Source organism: Bordetella bronchialis (assembly GCF_001676705.1).
GTDB lineage: Bacteria > Pseudomonadota > Gammaproteobacteria > Burkholderiales > Burkholderiaceae_B > Bordetella_C > Bordetella_C bronchialis.
The window spans coordinates 1,180,647-1,196,521 of sequence record NZ_CP016170.1; the positions used below are offsets into that span (position 1 = coordinate 1,180,647).

At 66.8% G+C, this 15,875-nt stretch carries 16 protein-coding genes; 6 read left to right on the forward strand and 10 right to left on the reverse strand.

From position 1 onward, the window contains the following. Positions 1–67 precede the first annotated feature (67 nt). The 4 genes from BAU06_RS05230 to BAU06_RS05245 form a co-directional block, all read right to left on the reverse strand. Positions 68–1,261, reverse strand: a complete 1,194-nt coding sequence (locus BAU06_RS05230; protein ID WP_066345189.1) for an acyl-CoA dehydrogenase — start codon at positions 1,259–1,261, stop codon at positions 68–70. Positions 1,262–1,348: 87 nt separating this feature from the next. After that, a complete protein-coding gene (locus BAU06_RS05235) occupies positions 1,349–3,037 on the reverse strand; it encodes a thiamine pyrophosphate-binding protein (RefSeq protein ID WP_066345191.1) in 1,689 nt (562 codons plus the stop codon). Positions 3,038–3,195: 158 nt separating this feature from the next. Beyond that, positions 3,196–3,684, reverse strand: coding sequence for a hypothetical protein (locus BAU06_RS05240; protein ID WP_066345193.1), 489 nt, complete (start codon positions 3,682–3,684; stop codon positions 3,196–3,198). Beyond that, positions 3,681–4,013 (reverse strand): hypothetical protein, encoded by a 333-nt coding sequence (locus BAU06_RS05245; protein WP_156770154.1) that lies wholly within the window; start codon positions 4,011–4,013, stop codon positions 3,681–3,683. Before BAU06_RS05245 ends, BAU06_RS05240 begins: the two co-directional genes overlap by 4 nt. A 297-nt stretch (positions 4,014–4,310) precedes the next feature. Here BAU06_RS05245 and BAU06_RS05250 point away from each other — a divergent pair, with 297 nt between their 5' ends. From BAU06_RS05250 to BAU06_RS05270, 5 genes are all read left to right on the forward strand, one after another. Further along, positions 4,311–5,216, forward strand: a complete 906-nt coding sequence (locus BAU06_RS05250; protein ID WP_066345197.1) for a LysR substrate-binding domain-containing protein — start codon at positions 4,311–4,313, stop codon at positions 5,214–5,216. Positions 5,217–5,425: 209 nt separating this feature from the next. Continuing rightward, on the forward strand, positions 5,426–6,355 hold the full coding sequence (locus BAU06_RS05255) for an amino acid ABC transporter substrate-binding protein (RefSeq protein ID WP_066345199.1): 930 nt from the start codon (positions 5,426–5,428) through the stop codon (positions 6,353–6,355). Between the two features lie 125 nt (positions 6,356–6,480). Continuing rightward, positions 6,481–7,239, forward strand: a complete 759-nt coding sequence (locus BAU06_RS05260; protein WP_066345203.1) for an amino acid ABC transporter permease — start codon at positions 6,481–6,483, stop codon at positions 7,237–7,239. A gap of 10 nt (positions 7,240–7,249) precedes the next feature. Beyond that, complete coding sequence (locus tag BAU06_RS05265; protein WP_066345204.1) at positions 7,250–7,942, forward strand: amino acid ABC transporter permease; 693 nt, start codon at positions 7,250–7,252, stop codon at positions 7,940–7,942. A gap of 36 nt (positions 7,943–7,978) precedes the next feature. Then, positions 7,979–8,716 carry an amino acid ABC transporter ATP-binding protein gene (locus BAU06_RS05270; protein WP_066345205.1) on the forward strand — a complete coding sequence of 246 codons (738 nt, stop codon included), beginning with the start codon at positions 7,979–7,981 and terminating at the stop codon, positions 8,714–8,716. Positions 8,717–8,793: 77 nt separating this feature from the next. On the opposite strand, the gene purU is transcribed toward BAU06_RS05270, so the two are convergent. The 6 genes from purU to BAU06_RS05300 form a co-directional block, all read right to left on the reverse strand. Further along, on the reverse strand, positions 8,794–9,648 hold the full coding sequence (gene purU, locus BAU06_RS05275; RefSeq protein WP_066345206.1) for a formyltetrahydrofolate deformylase: 855 nt from the start codon (positions 9,646–9,648) through the stop codon (positions 8,794–8,796). A gap of 41 nt (positions 9,649–9,689) precedes the next feature. Continuing rightward, complete coding sequence (locus tag BAU06_RS05280) at positions 9,690–10,796, reverse strand: NAD(P)/FAD-dependent oxidoreductase (RefSeq protein WP_066345209.1); 1,107 nt, start codon at positions 10,794–10,796, stop codon at positions 9,690–9,692. A 6-nt stretch (positions 10,797–10,802) separates the two neighbouring features. Further along, positions 10,803–11,321, reverse strand: a complete 519-nt coding sequence (locus tag BAU06_RS05285) for a flavin reductase family protein (RefSeq protein WP_066345211.1) — start codon at positions 11,319–11,321, stop codon at positions 10,803–10,805. A 93-nt stretch (positions 11,322–11,414) separates the two neighbouring features. After that, the gene (gene pdxH / locus BAU06_RS05290) at positions 11,415–12,056 is read right to left on the reverse strand and encodes a pyridoxamine 5'-phosphate oxidase (protein ID WP_066345215.1); all 642 of its coding nucleotides are present in this window, start codon (positions 12,054–12,056) and stop codon (positions 11,415–11,417) included. A gap of 138 nt (positions 12,057–12,194) precedes the next feature. Further along, positions 12,195–12,872 carry a gamma-glutamylcyclotransferase gene (locus BAU06_RS05295; RefSeq protein ID WP_082987986.1) on the reverse strand — a complete coding sequence of 226 codons (678 nt, stop codon included), beginning with the start codon at positions 12,870–12,872 and terminating at the stop codon, positions 12,195–12,197. Continuing rightward, complete coding sequence (locus BAU06_RS05300; protein WP_415834867.1) at positions 12,865–14,073, reverse strand: MFS transporter; 1,209 nt, start codon at positions 14,071–14,073, stop codon at positions 12,865–12,867. Before BAU06_RS05300 ends, BAU06_RS05295 begins: the two co-directional genes overlap by 8 nt. Positions 14,074–14,393: 320 nt before the next feature. Between BAU06_RS05300 and BAU06_RS05305 the strand changes: the two genes are divergently transcribed. Continuing rightward, complete coding sequence (locus BAU06_RS05305; RefSeq protein WP_066345217.1) at positions 14,394–15,869, forward strand: ATP-binding protein; 1,476 nt, start codon at positions 14,394–14,396, stop codon at positions 15,867–15,869. The last annotated feature ends 6 nt before the right edge of the window (positions 15,870–15,875 follow it).

The following is a 15,875-nucleotide window of genomic DNA, read 5'->3' on the forward strand; positions in this document are numbered from 1 at the left end:
GCGGAATCGCGCCGGCCACGATTCCGCGGCGTGCAAGGCCGCGATGCCGTCCAGCCTTCCGGACGGGTCAGCAGAAGGCCTGGATGCCCGTCTGGGCCCGGCCCAGGATCAAGGCATGCACGTCATGCGTGCCTTCATAGGTATTGACGACTTCCAGGTTGACCAGATGGCGGGCCACGCCGAACTCGTCGGAAATCCCGTTTCCGCCCATCATGTCGCGCGCCATGCGGGCGATATCCAATGCCTTGCCGCAGGAATTGCGCTTCATGATGGACGTGATCTCCACCGCGGCCGTGCCCTCGTCCTTCATGCGGCCCAGGCGCAGGCAGCCTTGCAGGCCCAGGGTGATCTCGGTCTGCATGTCGGCAAGCTTCTTCTGGATAAGCTGGTTGGCCGCCAGGGGGCGCCCGAACTGCTTGCGGTCCAGCGTGTACTGGCGCGCCGTGTGCCAGCAGAACTCGGCCGCGCCCAGCGCGCCCCAGGCGATCCCATAGCGCGCGGAATTCAGGCAGGTGAACGGGCCCTTCAATCCGCTGACCTTGGGCAGCATCTGCGAAGCCGGGATCTCCACTTCGTCCATGACGATTTCGCCGGTGATGGAGGCGCGCAGGCCGACCTTGCCATGGATGGCGGGGGCCGACAGGCCCTTCATGCCTTTTTCCAGGATGAAGCCGCGGATCTTGCCGTCGTCGTCGCCGCCGACCACCTTGGCCCAGACCACGAACACGTCGGCGAAGGGGGAATTGCTGATCCACATCTTGGTGCCCGACACCCGGTAGCCGTCGGCCGTCTTGACCGCGCGGGTCTCCATGCTGCCGGGATCGGATCCGTGATTGGGCTCGGTCAGGCCGAAGCAGCCTATCCATTCGCCGCTGGCGAGCTTGGGCAGGTACTTCTGTTTCTGTTCGTCGCTGCCGAATTCGTTGATCGGCACCATGACCAGCGAGGACTGCACGCTCATCATCGAGCGGTAGCCGGAATCCACGCGTTCCACTTCACGGGCGATCAGGCCATAGCACACATAGTTCAGGCCGGCACCGCCGTATTCGGTGGGGATGGTGGGGCCCAGCAAGCCCAGCTCGCCCATTTCGCGGAAGATGGCCGGATCGGTTTTTTCGTGGCGGAAAGCCTCCAGCACGCGCGGAGCCAGCTTGTCCTGGGCATACGCGGCGGCGGCATCGCGCACCATGCGCTCTTCGTCGGTGAGCTGGCTGTCGAGCAGCAGCGGATCCTGCCAGTGGAAGGAAGGGTTGGATGACATGGAAAACTCCTGGTCTCGCTGGTTTTAAATCGTAGGCCGTGGCATGTCCGGCGTGCCGTGCACGCCAGCCGCCGCGGCGGCGGGGTTTCAGTGCCCGGCCTTCAGTGCCGTGTCGCGGATCTTTTCCAGCGTCGTGGTAGGCGTGATCACTTCCGGATCGATCAGGCAATGCAGGATGGCGGGTTTGCGGCTGTCCAGCGCGCGCCGCAGCGCGGGCGCGAACTGTTCCGTCGATTCGACGCGTTCGCCATGGCCGCCGAAGGCCTGCGCATAGGCGGCGAAATCGGGATTGCGCAGGGCCGTGGCGGAGACGCGGCCGGGGTAATGGCGTTCCTGGTGCATGCGTATCGTGCCGTACATGCCGTTGTCGACGATGACCACCAGGATGGGCAGGTCGTACTGCACGGCCGTCGCGAATTCCTGGCCGTGCATCAGGAAGCAGCCGTCGCCGGCCAGGCATACCACGGTGCGTTGCGGGTACACGCGCTTGGCGCCCACCGCGGCGGGCAGCCCGTAGCCCATGGATCCGGAGGTCGGCGCCAGCTGGGTGCCGTAGCGCTGGAAGCGATGGAAGCGGTGCAGCCACGTGGCGTAGTTGCCGGCGCCATTGGTCATGATGGCGTCGGGCGGCAGCGTTTCTCGCAGGACTTGCATGACGGCGCCCATTTGCAGAGCGCCGGGCGTCTTGATGGCGGCGGGATCGCTCCAGGACAGATAGGCATCGTGGGCGGCCCGGGTTTCCTGGGGCCAGCCCTGGGCGCCGCCGGCCGGTTGCAGCGCCGCCAGCGCTTGCGTGAAGGCGATGGGCGATGCATTGATCGCCAGCGTCGCGCGATACACGCGGTTCAGTTCGCTGCTGTCCGGATGCACGTGCACCAGCTTCTGCCTGGGCACGGGAATGTCGAACAGCGTATAGGACTGGCTGGGCATCTCCGACATGCGGCCCCCCACCAGCAAGACCAGGTCGGCATCCTGCACGCGCTTGAGCAGGGCGGGGTTCAGGCCTATGCCCACATCGCCCGCGAAACAGGGGTGGTCGGCGGGGAACAGCATCTGCCGCCGGAACGACACCGCGACGGGCAGCTGGAAACGGGTGGCGAAGTCGGCGAAGCGCTCCACCGCGCCGGCATCCCAGCGGGCGCCGCCCAGGATGGCGATGGGCGCGCGCGCCGACCGCAGCAGGGCTTGCAGTTCATCCAGTTGCGCGGGCGTGGGCGCGCTTTCGATGACTTCATAGCGCGGGGCGTCGGCGACTTCCGCCGTTTCCACCAGCATGTCTTCCGGCAGCGCGATGACGACCGGACCGGGCCGGCCCGAGGTGGCCACGTGGAAGGCGCGCGATACCAGTTCGGGGATCCGCTCCACCTGGTCGATCTCGGTCACCCACTTGGCCTGGGTGCCGAACACCGCGCGGTAGTCCATTTCCTGGAAGGCTTCGCGCTCGCGCATGCCGCGCTCGATCTGGCCGACGAACAGGATCAGCGGCGTGGAGTCCTGCATGGCGATGTGCACGCCCGCCATCGCATTGGAGGCCCCCGGGCCGCGGGTCACCATGCAGATACCCGGCTCGCCGGTCAGCTTGCCATGGGCATCGGCCATCATGGCGGCGCCGCCTTCCTGGCGGCAGACGGTGACATCGATCCTGGCGTCGTGCAGGCCGTCCAGGACGGCCAGGTAACTTTCGCCGGGCACGCAGAAGACGTGCTTGACGCCGTGGGCGGCGAGTTGGTCGACGAGGATGTGTCCGCCCAGGCGGGAGGGCTGCGGAGTCTGCATGGCGTGTCGTTTCACGGAGTACGGGCTAGGATATCCGTGAGGATAGTGTTCCAAACGCGCACAACGCAATTGATAAAAACGCACAATCACGTGCGGTCCGGGCACGTTGCCGCGGAAGCCGCGCCGCGGTGTCTCCCGCGCCGGTGGCGGCGGCCCGGTTAGTCGCCCGGGCCGGCCTGCGCCTGCGCCGACGGCGCGGCGCCAAAGTAGCGCAGCGGCAGCAGTTCCCGCTGGGCCTCGCTCGGGGAATCCACCAGGTCGATATTCAATTTGCTGATCCCGGTGCTGCCCAGGCTGGGTGCGACGAAGCGCACATAGCGCGTTTCGCCAGGGTTCAGCATGAAGCTCAGGCCGTCGTCGGTCCAGAGCTTGTCGGTCACGACGTAGCTGCCCGCCGGCCGGTCGATGTAGAAGAAACTGCCGGGCTTGGAGCGGCCGACCACTTGCTTGTTGACGCGGATCTTGGGCTGGCCGGACGGCCCCGCCCCGGCGTCCTGCATGGGGTTGTAGAACACGATGCGTCCCTCGCCCGGTTTCAACGCGGGCAGGGAAGCCGCCATGCTGGCGTAGCGCGGGCCGGCGCAGCCCGCCAGCAGGGCGGCCATGAGGCAGGCGGCAATCCAGGCCGCCAGGCGGATGGGGTTCATGGCGTCGGCTCCAGGTTCAGCGTGGTGGCGTAGGTCACGGGTGTGAAAGAGGTTTCGCCGGGGAAATAGAAACCGACGAGCTTGTTGTCGGCGACGACGGGATAGGCCTCGCGCAGGCGCTTGGCATCGATCATCAGGGTGCCGCCCAGCTTGCGGTACACCATGCCCTGCGGAATGGATCCGGCCGGCAGCCACTGCGACCCTTCGGCCAGCACGACGGTCGCGTCGTTGGTCAAGGGCGCGGCGACGGCCTTGGCCAGCCGCAGGGGCTGCACGGCCGCGGCGGCCGGCACCGGCGTGTAGGTGGTGGGTCGCACGGACAGCGACATGCAGCCCGCAAGGGCCAGCGTCGCGGCGCAGAACATTAGTTGGACCGCCCGGCGCGGCGCCGGGCGGGTTTTCCGGGACGGGATCGGATCTGGCATGCGGACCTCTCGGCGCAAAGCGCGCAGTATAGGTAGTGTTCCGAGATATTTCTAGCCGCTACAAAATAGCGCCCGCGGCGGATCGCCGCCCAGGCATCCGCCCATGCCGGCGCATTTGCGCGCCATGCACATGACGATTGATAAAATCGCACATTCCCCGCCTCGCATCCGCGTCGCGGCCCCCGATGCGGCATTCATCCCATGAGAAAAGGCATCCCCAACCTGAGCGCCTTGCAGGCTTTCGAGGCCACGGCCCGGCTGGGCACGTTTTCGCGAGCCGCCGAAGAGCTCTCCCTGACCCACAGCGCCGTCTATCGCCAGGTGGCCAGCCTGGAGGCGCGGCTGGGCGTGCAGCTGTTCACGCGGGTGCGCCGCCGCATCGCGCTGACCGACCATGGCGCCGAATACGCCGGGCGTATCCGGCATCACCTGGACCAAATAGAGAAAGACACCTTCGGGCTCGTCAGCCGCACCGGCATGGGCCGCAGCCTGCATATCGCCGTGGTGCCCACGCTGGCGACCACCTGGCTTATTCCCCGCCTGGCCGATTTCAACCGCCTGCACCCCGACATTACGGTGAGCCTGTCGGTGCGCACGCTGCCATTCCAATTCAAGGACCAGCCTTTCGACGGCGCCCTGTATCACGGCGACCATGTCTGGCCCGGTACACGGGGCGTACTGCTGTTCCGTGAACGCGAGCTGATTCCCGTCTGCGCGCCGACCCTGGCCCAGGGGGCCCGCGAACAGGGCGGCGGGCCGCTCGCGGGCATGCCGCACCTGCATTTGAATTCGCGGCCCGATGCCTGGCGCCTCTGGTATGCGGAAAACCGCTTCCTGTTCGGGCCGCAGGCGGCGGGCGGCCCGCGCTACGAACTGTTTTCCATGGTGCTGGCCGCCGCGGAGGCGGGCCTGGGCGTGGGGCTGGTGCCGCGCTTCCTCGCGCAAGAGGCCCTGGATGCCGGCCGTGTCGTCATGCCGGCGCAGGCCGTCCTGCCCGTGCCCCACGGCTACTATTTCAGTTATCCCGACCGCGGGCATCGGCCCGAGGCCCCGCGTATATTCCAGGCCTGGCTGCAGGGAATCGCGGATGGCGGAACCAGCCGCTAGCACGGCTTACGGCACGCGGCTGTAGAACAGTTGGCATGATTTCCGCTATTTTTCTGTATCGGATCAAGCGTATAAGAGGCACTTTTCGCCCCTTATCAGAGGGCTAATACCGATTGTTTCGCCGTCGTTTTCTGAAACAATACCCCGCTAGTCTCGGACCGCATTACCCGTGCGGTACGGGTGTTTCTCCTGACCATGGGAATATCTTCATGAAAAAAACGCTGCTCTTTGCTGCTGTCGCGGCTGCCACCACGCTCACCTCGCTGTCCGCCCAGGCTGGCCGCCTGGACGACATCAAGGCTTCTGGCACCATCAAGCTGGGTTATCGCGACGCCTCGCTGCCGTTTTCCTATCTGGACGATAACCAGAAGCCCATCGGCTATTCCATGGACATCTGCTACGGCATCGTCAAGGCCGTGGAAAAAAATGTCGGCAAACCCCTGAAGGTCAACCTGGTGGCCGTTACCTCCTCCACCCGCATCCCGCTGGTGGCCAACGGCACGGTGGACATCGAATGCGGCTCCACCACCAATAACCTGGAGCGCCAGAAACAGGTCAGCTTCGCGCCCACCACCTTCGTGACGGCCAACCGCTTCGTCGCCAAGAAGTCCGCCGGCTACAAGACGCTGGAAGACCTGAAGGGCAAGACCGTGATTTCCACCGCCGGCACCAGCAATATCAAGTGGGTGACCGAAGCCAACGGCGGCCAGGCCACCTACCTGGACGGCAAGAAGGTGCCCGCCCTGGGCATGAACATCATCCCCGCCAAGGATCACGCGGAAGCCTTCCTGACCGTGGAAAACGGCCGCGCCGCCGCCTTCTTCATGGATGACGTGCTGCTGGCGGGCCTGGTTGCCACCGCGCGCAACCCCAAGGAATGGATGATCAGCGACCAGGCCTACTCGGTCGAGCCCTACGCCATGATCGAGCCCAAGGACGATCCGGCTTTCAAGAAAGTGGTCGATGACGCGGTCGTCGCCATGATCAAGGACGGCACCGTCGAGAAGCTCTACAAGAAGTGGTTCGAGTCGCCCATCCCGCCGAAGAACGTCAACCTGAACCTGCCGATGAGCCCGGCGCTGAAGAAGGTCCTGGCCAACCCCACGGATTCGGGCGATCCGGCCACCTACAAGCAATAATCGTCGTTCCGTTCCGATGATCGGCGGGGACGGGCAGCATCCCGTCGCGCGCGCCCCTCGGCGCGCCCCGCCGATTTCCCTGCGCCGGCGCATCTCGCCGGCGCGGTTTTTCCGCAGGATTACACATGCATTACAACTGGAACTGGTCCATCTTTTTCGAGATGGCGCCCGACGGGTCCGGTACGTATCTGGATGCGCTGCTGCGCGGCCTGGGCTGGACGGTTTCCACGGCCCTGCTGGCCTGGATACTGGCTTTCTCCCTGGGGTCCGTGATCGGGGTGATGCGCACCACCGAGAGCAAGCTCGCGCAGCGCATCGGCACGTGCTATGTCGAGATCTTCCGCAACGTGCCGCTGCTGGTGCAGATGTTCATCTGGTATTTCGTCGTGCCCGAACTGGTGCCGGTGTCGCTGGGCGATGCCATCAAGCAAATGCCGCCGCCCTGGGGCATGTTCTGGCCCGCCGTGCTTTGCCTGGGTTTCTTTACGTCCTCGCGCGTGGCCGAACAGGTACGCTCGGGCATCGGTTCGCTGCCGCGCGGCCAGCGCATGGCCGGGACGGCCATGGGCCTGCGCCCGGCACAGGTCTATCGCTACGTGCTGCTGCCGATGGCCTATCGCATCATCCTGCCGCCGTTGACGTCGGAATTCCTCAACCTGATCAAGAACACGTCGATCGCGTTCACCATCGGCTTGCTGGAACTGACCGGCGCCGCGCGCTCCATGCAGGAGTTCAGCTTCCAGGTGTTCGAGGCCTTCGCCGGCGCGACGCTGCTGTATTTCGCGCTGAACATCGTCGTGCAGTTCGGCGCCCGCGCGCTGGAGCGCCGTGTGTCGGTGCCAGGATTCGTGGGCTCGAAGGCCAACGGCGGCGGCGGACACTGAGGGGAACGATATGAATAATGGATTCGATTTCGACGTCATCATACGTTCGCTTCCCTACCTGTTCCGCGACGGGATGGTATTCACGCTCAAGCTGACGATCCTGTCGGCCATCGGCGGGCTTATCCTGGGCACCATCCTGGCCATGATGCGGCTGTCCAGCAACCGGCTTTTCAACTGGGTCGGCACGGTCTATGTGAACGGGCTGCGCGCGCTGCCGCTGCTGCTTGTGATCTTCTGGTTCTACTTCCTGGTGCCGTATATCGGCGCTTGGCTGGTCGGCTCCGACCGTCCGCTGGCGGTGGGCGGGTTTACCTCGGCGCTGGTGACCTTCACGCTGTTCGAGGCCGCCTACTACTGCGAGATCATGCGCGCGGGGATACAGTCGATCCCGCGCGGCCAGGTGGCGGCGGGGCAGGCGCTGGGCCTGCGCTACTTCCAGATCATGGGCCACGTGATCCTGCCGCAGGCCTTCCGCAACATGATGCCGGTGCTGTTGACGCAGACCATCGTGCTGTTCCAGGACACCTCGCTGGTCTACGTGCTGTCGCTGACGGACTTCATGGGGGCCGCGGCCAAGATCGCGCAGCGCGACGGCCGGCTGGTGGAAATGTATCTGTTCGCGGCGGCGGTGTACTTCATCATCTGCTTCACGCTTTCGCGCCTGGTCAAGCGGATGCAGGCTCGCATGGCGATCGTGCGCTAAGGCGCGCCGCCACTACAGGGGTTTAGGTATATGGCAATGATAGAAATCAAGAATGTCAGCAAGTGGTATGGCGACTTCCAGGTGCTGACGGATTGCACGACCTCGGTCGCCAAGGGCGAGGTCGTGGTGGTGTGCGGGCCTTCGGGTTCGGGCAAGTCCACGCTGATCAAGACGGTCAACGGCCTGGAGCCTTTCCAGAAAGGCGAGATCACCGTGGACGGCACGTCCGTGGGCTCGCCCAAGACCGATCTGCCCAAGCTGCGCTCGCGCGTGGGCATGGTGTTCCAGCACTTCGAGCTGTTCCCGCATCTGTCGGTCACCCAGAACCTGGCGCTGGCCCAGGTCAAGGTGCTGGGCCGCAGCAAGGACGAAGCCATCGCGCGCGGCCTGAAACTGCTGGACCGCGTGGGCCTGAGCGCGCACAAGGACAAGTTTCCCGGCCAGCTATCGGGCGGCCAGCAGCAGCGCGTGGCCATCGCCCGGGCGCTGTCCATGGATCCCATCGCCATGCTGTTCGACGAGCCGACCTCCGCGCTGGACCCGGAGATGGTCAACGAAGTGCTGGACGTCATGGTGGACCTGGCGCGCGAAGGCATGACCATGATGGTGGTGACCCATGAAATGGGCTTCGCCCGCAAGGTGGCCAACCGCGTGGTCTTCATGGACGTGGGCGGGCATATCGTCGAAGACTGCGGCAAGGAGGAATTCTTCGGCAACCTGGAGGCACGCTCGCCGCGCGCCCAGCAGTTCCTGTCCAAGATCCTGTCGCACTGACCGGCGTGCGGCGAGCGCGCCGTCCTGGCGCGCTCCCGCGCGTTAGCATTTGCGCCATCCTTCAGCAACCGGCCGCCTCAGCGGAAAACGACGGTACGGTTTCCGTTCAACAGAATCCGGTGCTCCACATGGCTGCGCACCGCGCGCGCCAGGACCAGCGATTCGACATCGCTGCCCACCTGCGTCAGGTCCTGCGCCGACATGGTGTGATCCACGCGTTCGATGTCCTGCTCGATGATGGGGCCTTCGTCCAGGTCCGGCGTGACGTAGTGCGCGGTGGCGCCGATGATCTTCACCCCGCGCTGGTGCGCCTGGTGATAGGGCCGCGCGCCCTTGAAGCTGGGCAGGAAGCTGTGGTGGATATTGATGGCGCGCCCCGCCAGCGCCCGGCACAGCGCCGGCGACAGGATCTGCATATACCGCGCCAGCACCACCAGGTCGACCTGCAGTTCGTCCACCAGCCGCAGAACCTGTTCTTCCTGCGGGGCCTTGGTCTCCGGCGTCACCGGCAGGTGATGGAAGGGGATGTCGTAGGACGCGGCCAGGCCGGCGTAGTCGGGGTGATTGGAAACGATAGCGGCGACTTCCGCGCGCAGGTGTCCGCTGCGCACCCGGAACAGCAGATCGTTCAGGCAATGCCCCTGCTTGCTGACCATGATCAACAGGCGCGCCTTGCGGCGTGCATCGTGGATCTGCCAGTCCATGGCGTGTTCGCCGGCCAGCGTGCCGAAGCGCGCGCGCAGGTCCTCCGGCGCGGTGCTGCGCGGCAGGTCGAAATGCACGCGAAGGAAAAAGCGGCCGGTTTCGTCGTCGCCGAATTGCTGGGAATCCAGGATGTTGCATCCCAGTTCGAACAGCAGGCCGCTGACGCGATAGACGATGCCGGTGCGGTCAGGGCAGGAGAGCGTGAGGATGTAGTCGTTGTGCTGCATGGTCGGTAATGTCCGTTTTGGTTTTCTGATCCATTGCCGCCTTACGGCAGCGCGGCCAGCACGCGTTCGGCGATCGCCAGGCTGGATGTCAGCCCGGGGGATTCGATGCCGAACAGGTTGACCAGGCCGGCCACACCATGCCGCGCCGGCCCCACGATGGCGAAGTCGGCCGCCGGTTCGCGCGGGCCGGAAATCTTCGGGCGGATACCCGTGTAGCCCGGCGCCAGCGCGCCATCGGGCAGGGCGGGCCAATAGCTGCGCACCGCGTCGTAGAACACGTCCGCCCGCCGCGGGTCCAGTGTGTAGTCCTCGCGTTCTATCCATTCCGTGTCCGGGCCGAATTTCGCCTGTCCGCCCATGTCCAGCGTCAGGTGCACGCCCAATCCGGCATGCTGCGGCACGGGGTAGATCAGCCTGGAGAAGGGCGCGCGGCCCGACAGCGTGAAGTAGCTGCCCTTGCACAGGTAGGCCTGCGGGATGCTGTCGCGGGGCACGCCGTCCAGGCGGCGCGCCAGGGCGGGCGCATGCAGCCCCGCCGCGTTGACCAGCGTGGCGCAGGAAAGCGTCATGGCCTCCTGCCCGCCGAAGCGCAGGTCGAAGCCGCCGTCCGCCCGCACGCCGCCTGCCAGCAGCGGCGTATGGAAAACGAACTGCGCGCCGGCGTTTTCCGCGTCGCCCTGATAGGCCAGCATCAGCGCATGGCTATCGACGATGCCGGTGGACGGCGACAGCAGCGCGGCGGTGCATCGCAGGGCCGGCTCCATGGCCATCGCCTGGGCGCCGGACAGGCGCTCCAGGTCGTCCACGCCATTGGCGCGCGCGCGGCGGGCGATATCGTCCAGCATGGCGTCCTGCGCGGCATCGGTGGCGACGATCAGCTTGCCCAGGCGGCGGTGCGGAATGCCGCGTGCCGCGCAATAGTCGTACAACATGTGCTTGCCGCGCACGCACAGTTCCGCCTTCAGGCTGCCGGCCGGGTAATAGATGCCGGCATGGATGACTTCGGAGTTGCGCGAACTGGTGCCCGTGCCGATGCCTTCCGCGGCATCCGCCACCAGGACCTCGCGGCCGTCCAGCGCCAGGCCGCGCGCGACGGCCAGGCCCACCACGCCCGCGCCGATGACGACGCAATCGATGTCGGTGCTCATGCCGGACTATCCTCTTTCCGCCGCTGCCGGGTCCGGCGTCAGGTCGAAGCCGCCGGCGTGATAGACCAGGGGCAGCGCGCCGCTATGGCCGCAATGCTCCACCTGGCCGACCATGATGATGTGGTCGCCTTCCTCGTAGCGGCTGCGGTTGTAGCATTCGAACCAGGCGGCGCAGTGCGCGCCCAGCATGCGGGTGCCCCCCGGCGCGTAGGCATCCGGGATGCCGGCATAGCGCTCCAGCACGCTGCCGCGGGCGAAGCGCTGCGCCAGGTGCAGCTGGTCGGCGCCCAGCACGTTGATCACGTAGCGTTCGCAACGGGTGAAGGCCTCGCGCGAGCGCGAAGACGCCGACAGGCTCCACAGCACCAGCGGCGGATCCAGCGACACCGAGTTGAATGAGCTGACCGTCAGGCCCAGGGGCGTGCCGTCCGGCCCGTTGGCGGTGACCACCGTAACCCCGGTCGCGAAGCGGCCCAGCGCCGTGCGGAAGTAGGTGGCGTCGAAATCAGGAGCGGATGCGGACATGCGCGGTGCGTCGAGGTAACAGGGCGGCGGACATGGTCGGAGACGGCGGTGGCGGGGCCGGCGCCAGTACGCCGGCCGCGTGTGGCGCGAGGTTCAGGGCGAAAGGCGGACGATGCGCCAGGCGTGGCCGTCGCCGCTGCCCTCGGGCTCGTACACCAGGCGGTCATGCAGCCGCGACGGCCGGCCCTGCCAGAATTCGAAGCGGTCGGGCACCAGGCGATAGCCGCCCCAGTGGTCCGGCCGGGGCGGGGCATCGCCGTAGCGCTGTTCGCAGTCCCGCAGCGAGGCTTCCAGCGTTTCGCGGCTGACGGGCTCGCTTTGCCGCGATGCCAGCGCGCCCAGCCGCGATCCCAGCGGACGGCTATGGAAATACGCGTCGGACTCCTCGGGAGAGGTCTTTTCGATGGTGCCTTCGATGCGGACCTGCCTTTCCAGCGGCTGCCAGAAAAACAGCAGGGCGGCGCGCGGATTGGCGGCCAGTTCCTGCCCCTTGCGCGATTCGTAATTGGTGTAGAAAACGAAGCCGCGCGGATCGGCGCCCTTGACCAGCACGATGCGCGCCGACGGCCGGCCGCGTTCGTCCACCGTGGCCAGGGTCATGGCGTTGGGTTCGGGCACCTGGGCGGCCAGGGCTTCGTCGAACCAGGCGTTGAACTGGTCGAAGGGCGAAGCCAGGGCGTCGGCTTCGAGCAGGACTTTCTTTTCGTAGCTTTGGCGCAGATCGGCAAGAGACATGGCGGGCTCACGGACGGGGCCGCCGGCCGACCGCTTGCAAGGCAAGAAGTCGCGGGCGCGCCGGCCTGGAATGGCGAAGGTCCCAGTTTACCGCCCTTGCCGGGCGGCCTCCGGGATTCCCCCGGGCCAGGCAGGGCATCAGCCTTCCGGCAAGGTGTGGCGCTGCGCCGCGAGCAGGCGCGCCACGCGGGCCAGGCGCCTGTCGTGGATACCGGCCTCGCGCAGGGCCTGCGCGGTCTGCGTGACATAGTCGATGCAGGGCCCATAGCGGCCGCTGGCGCGGCGCACGATGGCCAGCACTTCCTCTTCCGGCAGCGCGGGGATATAGGCGGGACTGGTCCGGTCCATGACGAAGACCAGCGCGCGGACGGTCCCCGCGTCCGTCGCGCAGGACAGCCAGCGCGGCAGGTAGGCGCCGGTGGACATTTCCCTGGCCCATAGCTGCGGAAAGAACCGCGGCACCAGGCCGCCCTGGAGCCGATACACCACGCCCCGGCAGGAACCGCCGCGGTCCAGCGCGAAGACCAATCCGGGCGACTCCGGTGTGCCGCGGTTCACCCGCGACCAAAGGCAGAGCGCGCGGTGGTAGCCGTGCAGCGTGGCCAGCCGGCGCTCGACGTAGTCGAACTCCGGTCGCCAGATCAGCGACCCGTAGCCATAGATCCAGACATCCTCGCCGGTGCGCCAATGTTTCAGCGCATCTTCCATGGAGGCCTGCCGTTCCGCCTCCGTCCACAGGCGGAAGGGCACGGCGGTGCCGTCGCCTTTTGGGCGCGGCGCCTCGGGGACCGGTGGCGAGGATTTGAGGTCAGCCATTGCCATCCGACCCGGCCGGCGGCGCGCGGTTCAACCATCCCGCGGCGGCGAGCGTCAGCGCGTAGGCCCAGAACAGGGGCGCGATGCCGATGACCGCACCCAGGGCGCCGAAGGTCAGCGGCAGGGAGACCTGCGATCCATTGATCAAGGCCATCCGCAGGCCCACTGACTCGGCGGCGCGGCCGGGCGGGGAATGCTGGTGCAGCAGCGCCAGGATGCTGGGCTGGCTCGAACCCAAGGCCAGGCCCAGGGCGAAGGACAAGCCGATCAGGACGGCAACATCGGTGAAAAACGGGTAAATCATGAAATCCGCCGCGGCCGTTCCCATGGCCACCCGGATCAGGGTCCACGACCGCACCCGCCGCTGGATCAGCGGCAATGCCAGGCGGATGATGAACGTTGCGGCCGAGAAGGACGCCAGTACGATGCCGATGGTAGTGGCCGAGAGGCCGATCGCCACCCCGAACAGCGGCACGATGAACAGATGGCTGTCCCAGGCGCCGGACAGGATGGTATTGACGAACAGGATGCGCCGCAGCGGGGGCAGGGCGATCAGCTCGGTCACCCGGCGGGGGGCGGCGACCGGTTCTTCACCACGGCGGTGGCGCTGCCGCGGCAGGTGCCTGCGCAGCCGGTATAGCCCCGTGGCGGCGCCCAAGGGGCCGGCGGCGAGCAGGGCGAAGGCCGCGGCGCTGCCCATGTGGTCGATGGCGAAGCCCCCAACCAGCGGGCCGCAAAACCCGGAGGCCGCCAGCGCCAGCGACATCCAGGAAAAATTGCGCAGCCGCTCGGCGGGATGCACTTGTCCCAGTACGTTCTGGCTGGCGACCTGATGGAGCATGAAGCCTATCCCCACGCAACACGAGGCCAACAGCAGCGATATGCGCGTGGAAGCGATGGCGGGCACCAGGGTGCCCAGGGCCAGCAGCCCGGTGCCGATGAACATGGGGCGGCGTATCCCCACCCGATCCACCCATCTTCCGGCTTTTACCGAGAACAGCATGGGAAGTACGGCGAAAACCGCAATCAGCACGCCTACGGTGAAGGTCGACAGCCCGATGTGCAGGGCGCTCAGGGAAACCGTGACGCGGCCGCCCGTGAGCGCCACGTGGTTGAGCATATTGATCAGGCAAAGCGACACGGCTCCGGAGGCGGAGACGGCAATCGGTGCGATCGAAGGGGAAGATGCAGGCTGGGACACGGTGAATGTGTCCTATTCTGTCCCTATCTTCGTCCTATGTCGAGCCAGCGGTGGTAGAGCGGCACCTCAGTAACGTTTATGCAACAGTGTGGAGACGGGTCGGCATCGGCCCGGGCTCCTGCGGGCAATGCCGCCATGTGGCAAGGCGTAAACATTGTGGAACACTGGCGCAGGCGGCGCCGTGGCCGCCATCCTGTGGTTAACATTCGCCGACTTTCCACGCGCGAGGCGGAACGCGGCGGCCCCGGTCGCGGTCTTTCCCTCACGCGGGCCGGCCAGGCTGCGATTGCCGGCCTTTCCGGACCCGTGCGTCCTTCGCCATGAAATTAGGCATTACCTTCAAACTGTTCCTCGCCATCCTCGCCACCAGCCTGGCGGTGACGCTGGCCATGGGCTCCGCCGTGCGGTGGAACTTCGAGCGCCATTTCCTTTCGTACGTCAAGGAAAGGGAACTACGGCGTGTGGAGCGCATGCGGCAATCGTTGGCCGATCTGTATCGCGAACGCGGAAGCTGGGACTTCCTGCGTGGCAACGCTTCCTTGTGGAACCATCTCCTGACGATCCCGCCGGGCGACCCGGCCGGCCGCCGGCATCCCCCGCCCCACGGCGTACTGGAATGGCTGTCGGAGCTGGATCCCAATATGACGCCGCCCGGGCCGCCCATGGACCTGATGGATCCGGACGGCCCCCACGGGCGCGACTTCCTGGCGCTGCCCTTCACGCTGCTCGATAACCAGATGCGCGTGGTGGCGGGGTATTCGGCGCCGCCGCCGGGCGCGCCGCGCCGGGCGGTGGATGTCGACGGCATGACGGTGGGCTGGCTGGTGACGCCCTTCCCGAACCGCCTGCCCAGCGAAGCCGACCAGCGCTTCCAGCGCGAACAGTCCGAGGCCACCTGGGTCATCGGCATGCTGGCCGCGCTGCTGGCGGCGGCGGTCAGCATTTTCCTGGCGCGGATCTTCCTGGCGCCGGTACGCCGGCTGGCCAGCGCCACCCATCGGCTGTCGGCGGGGGACTATGCCACCCGGGTGAATGTCACGTCCGCCGACGAGCTGGGGCGCCTGGGCCAGGACTTCAACCGGCTGGCGCACACGCTGGAGCGCAACGAGGCCTTGCGGCGCGAGATGGTCGCCGACATCTCGCATGAGCTGCGCACCCCGCTGGCGGTCCTGCGCGGCGAGATGGAAGCCCTGCAGGACGGCGTGCGCTCTTTCTCTCCGGACGCGCTGGCCTCCTTGCAGGCCGAGGTCTCGCTGCTCAGCAAGCTGATCGACGACCTGTACGAGCTGTCGCTGGCCGATGTCGGCGCGCTGTCCTACCGCATGCTGCCGGTGGACGTGGGCGGCATCGCCGAACAGGCGGTGGACGCCTATCGCGAACGCTTCGGTGCGCGCGGACTGCGCGTGGAGACCCAGATCTCGCCCGAAGGCTGCATCATCGAGGGCGACGCGCAGCGCCTGACCCAGTTGATGAACAACCTGTTGGAGAACACCTTGCGCTATACCGATCCCGACGGCGTCGTGCGGGTGTCCGTGCGTCCCGAAGGCAGCACCGTGGCGGTGGAATGCCAGGACTCCGCGCCGGGCGTCCCGCCGCAGTTCCTGCCACGCCTGTTCGACCGGCTGTTCCGCGTCGACCCGTCGCGTTCGCGCGAAAGCGGCGGCGCCGGGCTGGGCCTGGCGATCTGCCAGCGCATCGTCGAGTCGCATCGCGGCAGTATCCAGGCCATGCCGTCGGAGCTGGGCGGACTGCGCGTGCGTATTGTTTTTCCCGAGGCCCAGGCGGCCACGGCCTGAGAGGAC